Origin of the sequence: Streptomyces sp. NPDC002785 (assembly GCF_040295565.1) — a bacterium.
Lineage (GTDB): Bacteria > Actinomycetota > Actinomycetes > Streptomycetales > Streptomycetaceae > Streptomyces.
Genome location: NZ_JBEOVN010000322.1, coordinates 1 through 4,863 on the forward strand (window position 1 = coordinate 1; position 4,863 = coordinate 4,863).

Annotated in this window: 4 protein-coding genes and 2 pseudogenes; 5 read left to right on the forward strand and 1 reads right to left on the reverse strand. The window is 69.8% G+C overall.

The genetic code is table 11. The annotated features are described in order from the left end of the window. Window positions 1-539 precede the first annotated feature (539 nt). Window positions 540-1,481, forward strand: coding sequence for an agmatinase (gene speB / locus ABTZ94_RS36215; protein WP_351207486.1), 942 nt, complete (start codon window positions 540-542; stop codon window positions 1,479-1,481). A gap of 22 nt (window positions 1,482-1,503) precedes the next feature. Here speB and ABTZ94_RS36220 read toward each other — a convergent pair whose 3' ends face one another. Beyond that, window positions 1,504-1,668 carry a hypothetical protein gene (locus tag ABTZ94_RS36220; protein WP_351207488.1) on the reverse strand — a complete coding sequence of 55 codons (165 nt, stop codon included), beginning with the start codon at window positions 1,666-1,668 and terminating at the stop codon, window positions 1,504-1,506. A gap of 370 nt (window positions 1,669-2,038) precedes the next feature. On the opposite strand from ABTZ94_RS36220, the pseudogene ABTZ94_RS36225 reads away from it, so the two are divergent. From ABTZ94_RS36225 to ABTZ94_RS36240, 4 genes and pseudogenes are all read left to right on the forward strand, one after another. Further along, a pseudogene (locus ABTZ94_RS36225) lies at window positions 2,039-2,155 on the forward strand (penicillin-binding transpeptidase domain-containing protein); the annotation flags it as partial. 15 nt (window positions 2,156-2,170) lie between these two features. After that, window positions 2,171-3,073: an L-type lectin family protein gene (locus tag ABTZ94_RS36230; protein ID WP_351207490.1), complete on the forward strand. Its 903-nt coding sequence runs from the start codon at window positions 2,171-2,173 to the stop codon at window positions 3,071-3,073. Between the two features lie 504 nt (window positions 3,074-3,577). Beyond that, window positions 3,578-3,708, forward strand: a pseudogene (locus ABTZ94_RS36235) (1-acyl-sn-glycerol-3-phosphate acyltransferase); the annotation flags it as partial. 64 nt (window positions 3,709-3,772) lie between these two features. Beyond that, window positions 3,773-4,822 carry an NAD-dependent epimerase/dehydratase family protein gene (locus ABTZ94_RS36240; protein ID WP_351207492.1) on the forward strand — a complete coding sequence of 350 codons (1,050 nt, stop codon included), beginning with the start codon at window positions 3,773-3,775 and terminating at the stop codon, window positions 4,820-4,822. Window positions 4,823-4,863 lie beyond the last annotated feature (41 nt).

Sequence of the window (4,863 nt, forward strand, 5' to 3'; positions counted from 1 at the left end):
AGGCAGATGGGGTCTCCCCTGCTCGAGCGCAGCCGAGAGCTTGGGGAAGGAGCCATGGTGATTGACGACAACGCGGCAGATGTGCGTGCCCAGCCACGCGACGCCGCCCCCCATTTGCCGGTCGGTCTAAGGCGGGCTCACAAGGCGAGCACGGCAAGTCGGCGTCCTCGCAGTGGCCAGCGAGCACGGTGATCAGGAGGATGACACGCGGACTCGGCTCCGGGCCGGTCTTCGGTCTCAGCAACCTTGATCTTCTGGTGTCGCGTCTCTGCATTCCGCCCCGGCATCTCAGCCAAGCACCTCCGAAGCCGGCGCACCATCACATCTTGCCGCCTGCGAACACATCAGCCCTGCCCCGTCTCCGCGCCGCTGCACCTCTCCGCACCGTTTCGATACGCCCCTGAGAGGGTGTCAAGAGCGCGTTGGGCCAGGGTGTCGGTGGACCGCCCCCATTGACGGAGCCCGGAGACCGTCCATGCCCCGTGTACCGGCGGCCCCGTCCCCAGCCACCGCTGATTCCCAGGAGGGAAACCGAAACCGTGGAGCGCATCGACTCGTACGTTTCGCCTCGCTACGCACAGATCCCCACGTTCATGCGCCTGCCGCACGAACGGGATCCTCGTGGGTACGACGTCGTGGTCATCGGCGCCCCCTACGACGGAGGAACGAGTCACCGCCCCGGCGCCCGGTTCGGTCCGCAAGCCATCCGCAACGAGTCGGGCCTCGTCCACGGCGTCGGAATCGACCGCGGCTGCGCCACCTTCGACCTGATCAACTGCGTCGACGGCGGGGACATGGACCTGACGCCGTTCGACATGAACATCGCGATCGAGACATCGCAGAACCACCTGTCGGCCCTGCTGAGGTACAACGCGGCCTTCCTGATGCTCGGCGGCGATCACTCGGTGACCGTGGCGGCCCTGCGCGCGGTGGCCGAGCAGCACGGCCCGGTCGCCGTGGTGCACCTGGACGCGCACTCCCACACCAGCCCGGCCTCCCTCGACGGCCCGTACCACCACGGCACCCCGTTCCGGCACGGCATCGACGAGAAGCTCGTCGAGCCGTCCGCAATGGTCCAGATCGGCATCCGCGGCCACAACCCGAAGCCCGACTCCCTCGACTACGCCCGCGGCCACGGCGTACGCGTGGTGACGGCCGACGAGTTCGGGGATCTGGGGGTGCGCGGGACCGCCGACCTCATCCGAGAGCGGGTGGACCGCCGGCCCGTGTACGTCTCGGTCGACATCGCCGTAGTCGATCCGGCCTTCGCCCCCGGAACCGGGACGCCCGCCCCGGGCGGGCTCAGCTCGCGCGAGCTCCTCGCCCTGCTGCGCTGCGTGGGGGACCTCAAGCCGGTCGGCTTCGACGTGATGGAGGTGTCGCCCCTCTACGACCACGCCGGGATCACCTCCCTGCTGGCCACAGAGGTCGGAGCGGAGCTCCTCCACCAGTACGCCCGCGCCCACCTCACTCCGGCATGAGCGGGCCGGGCGGCTCCCGCCCTCAATGGGCCCGGGAGGCGCATCCGGTGACCGGTGCGTGCATGAGGCCGTTCCTGTACGTCCGCTGGTGCTTGAAATCCGCGCCGCCGGCCTCCGCCGGTGCGGTGACCGACACGCCGCCCACGATGATGCCGTCGCGTGGCGTCGCGAACTGGTTGATCCGCACCCGCCGGTTCTTCTCGTGGGTGCGCGCTCGCCGGTCTGCGGGTACTGGACCCAGTCGGCCCGAAGCAACAGCCCGAGCATCAAAAGGTCCACAGAAGCCCGCCACGCGTCTCAGCGGCCGGATCACACAACACCACCTACAGCGGCCGGAACACATGCGGCCGCGACAGGGCTGATCGGGCTCCGGGCGGAGTCCTTGAACACCATGGTTGAGCTCCGCACGGCACTCGCAGAGGCGACGCCCGGCACGTGCACCGGCATGCCCGAATTAAAGAGTGACTCAATATGGAGGGTGCCGCGATATCGCGCTTCGCGGAGCCGGGAAAGTCGCCTAGTCTCGGCCCCCCGGTACGACTTTCCGACCCCGGTTGGAGGACGCCAACGACTGGTTCTACAGGACCGCCCACCGGTTCGGCCTCGGCAAGGCGACCGGCATCGACCTGCCGGGGGAGGTCACCGGCCGCGTCCCCGACCGCGCATGGAAACAGAAGTAGTTCACCGGCGTGGGATCGGCCTGTCTCACCGGAGCCCCGGCTGCCGCCGCACCGGGTCCGGGGGACCACCCGCTGGGCGGTTGCCCGCCGGGAGTCGGCCCTGTACCGCCCCCGAACGGCGCACCGCACGGCTACCTGCGGCTGACGGACGCGTCCAATGACCAGACCGGGGCCGTCCTCTTCAATCAGGCGCTGCCCGCCAACGAGGGCCTCGACGTCACATTCGACCAGTGGCAGTACGGAAGCACGACCCCAGCCACGCCCGCCGACGGCATCTCGTTCTTCCTGGTCAACGGTGATGGCGATCTGACCCACCCGGGCGCCTTCGGCGGCAGCCTCGGGTACGCGCAGAAGCTCCCCAACGATGACCCCACCGCCGAGTTCCTGCCCGGTGTGGACCGCGGCTACCTGGGCGTGGGGCTCGATGTCCTCGGGAACTACTTCGGGGACTGGGAGCACCGCGGGAACGGCTGCACCACGCGATCGCCCGCCGGGACCGTGTTCCGCGTTCCCGCGCCCGGAGCCAACATGGTCACGGTGCGTGGTCCTGGCGACGGGACCGAGGGCTACTGCTTCCTGACCGCCACCACGAGCAACTTCACGACCACCGGGCCCTGGCCGTCGACGCTTCCCGGAAAGCTGCAAGGGCCTCTGACCGCGCTGCCCCCGGGGGCCACCCCCGCCCAGGCCGAGGCCGCGCTCGAACCCTCGCGCCGCCGGGTCCATGTGGAGCTCACCCCGGCGCCCAACCCGGTGCTCACCGTGTCGGTGGACTTCAACGAAGAGGTTCTACAGCGAGGAGGGATCCAACGGTCAGAAGCAAATCTGACAGCAAGCAGAGTGCCCGACGGCCCGGCGGTGCCTCTTTACCGGCTCCGTAGCAGCGCCCGCGCAGGAAGTTGGTGGCCATGACGCTGCGGCACGCGATTCACAGCCGTGAATGGCCGGGCCTCGGGCGTCGACCGCAGTGCCCGGTCCTTGGTGATCCGTCGTGACCCAACGGGCCGGGCGGGTTTACCTCTGCACTCCCTGGTGTTCTGGGGCACCTTCTCCCCAACGCAGTACCCCGGACAACTGGCCTCGCCGTTTCGGTCGGGATGAGGCCGGGCGCGGGGCGGAAAACCGAAAGTGCCTTCTGAGCCGGGACGATGGAGCTTGTCGAGGGGTTCCATCGGTCCAAACGGAAGGCGCTTTCTGCGTGAAGGGCATCGGTTCTCGTCCCGAACTCCATGTCTCCGCCGACAGTTCGAGGGTGATCGGACACGCCGGGGAACGGTTGCTGACCTTGCCGATGCCACCGGGCTGACAGGCGCGTAGTCCACTGCGCTCAGGCCGCTTCGGCCACGCGGCACTGGTCGTGGCCCGGGCCGGACCGCCCCCGATCTCGCGGTGATGCTCGCCGATGGCGGCGAGCACACCGACGAGATCATGTACGCGCTCCTCGGTCTCTCGGACAGGAGTACGTCGACGAGTACGCGACCAAGGTGAAGGCTACGCAGTCCGAGCAGGCCGGGCGGTCGAAGAAGTTCCCGAAGTTGCGACGCTGACGGCGAATCCGCGCTGGGTGAACTCCGCTGGTCCGGTCGACGGCCTCGCCCTAGCGTGCCTCTCATGGCCAAGGGAAACGCATGGGTTCTGGGAGCGGCGGGACAGATCGGGCGAGTGGCCGTGCAGGCGCTCGTCGAGGACGGCTGGGAGGTGACGGCCGCTTCACGCGGCGGCGGCCGGGACACGCGGTGGGACGGCGCGGTGCGCACGACGGCTCTGGACCGGGACGAGGACGGGGCGCTCGCGGCGGCGCTGGGCAATGGCTGCGACGTGCTGGTCGACATGGTGGCGTACGGCGCTGATCACGCCCGGCAGCTGACCGGCCTCGCGGACCGGATCGGTTCGGCGGTGGTCATCTCCAGCGGTGCGGTGTACGAGGACGATCAGGGGCGCAGCTTCGACACACAGGGCGAGCCCGACGGAGCCCCGCGGTACCCCGTGCCGGTCCCGGAGACACAGCGCACCGTGCCGGCCGGCGATGCCACGTACGGAACGCGGAAGATTCAGCTGGAGCAGGGTCTCCTCGCGGCGGGGGACGCGCTGCCGGTGACACTGCTGCGTGCGGGGGCGATTCACGGGGCGTACTGCCGCTCGCCCCGGGAGCTGTACTTCGTCAAGCGGCTTCTGGACGGCCGGGGGCGGCGGGTGCTCTCGTACGGCGGGACGTCCCGTTTCCACCCGGTCCATGTATCCAACCTGGCCGAGCTGATCCGGCTCGCCGCCGGGCGGCCCGGTTCGCGGGTGCTCAATGCCGGGGACCCGCAGGCGCCGACGGTCGCGGAGATCGGCGAAGCCGTCGACGCGGTGCTCGGCCGGAAGACCGAGACCGTACTGATGGCGGGCGCACCCGGGGAGGACGGCGTCGGCTCGACGCCCTGGAGCGCCGCCCATCCCATCGTGTACGACATGTCGGCTGCCGAGCAGGAGCTCGGGTACCGGGCCGTGACGGGCTATGTGGAGTCGCTTCCGGAGACGGTCGGGTGGCTCGCCGCCCAGCTGGAGGGCAAGGACTGGACGGAGGCCTTTCCCGTCATGCTGCGGGCGTACGGGAAGAAGCTCTTCGACTACGCGGCGGAGGACGCCTGGCTGGAGACGTACGACCGGAAGGCGTGAGGCGGGGCCGAGAACGGGCGGCCGGTGGTCCGAGACCGCCG